Raw genomic sequence first — 325 nt, 5'->3', positions numbered from 1 at the left:
TCATTGAATATAATGTTGCTGGTGGGTTTGATGCCGTCAATTTCGCGCTGGTAACAAAAAAACGTAAGCTAATCGACACGCTGGCGCAGCAGATCCTTGAGGCGCATTTTCCGACCAGTATTCAGGAAGACATCGCTGACGAGATGGGTTTTGATATTCGCACCTCTCTGCGTCAACGCGATCCGAAGTTCCGCCAGGCGGTGCTACGAGCTTACAATTATCAATGTGCGGTCTGCGGCTTCAATATGCGCCACGATAACGCCCCTATAGCCCTTGAAGCAGCCCATATCAGATGGAAGCAGCATCATGGTCCTTGTGAAGTGCC

1 pseudogene is annotated in these 325 nt (G+C 50.5%); it reads left to right on the top strand.

Features of this window, described 5'->3' with window-relative positions:
* A pseudogene (locus ACLJNW_RS24000) lies at nucleotides 1-325 on the top strand (HNH endonuclease); the annotation flags it as partial.

This window comes from Salmonella sp. SAL4457 (assembly GCF_046548235.1).
Taxonomy (GTDB): Bacteria; Pseudomonadota; Gammaproteobacteria; order Enterobacterales; family Enterobacteriaceae; genus Salmonella; species Salmonella enterica.
The sequence above is the reverse complement of the archived record's forward strand: the minus strand, read 5'-3'. Positions and strand labels throughout refer to the sequence as shown.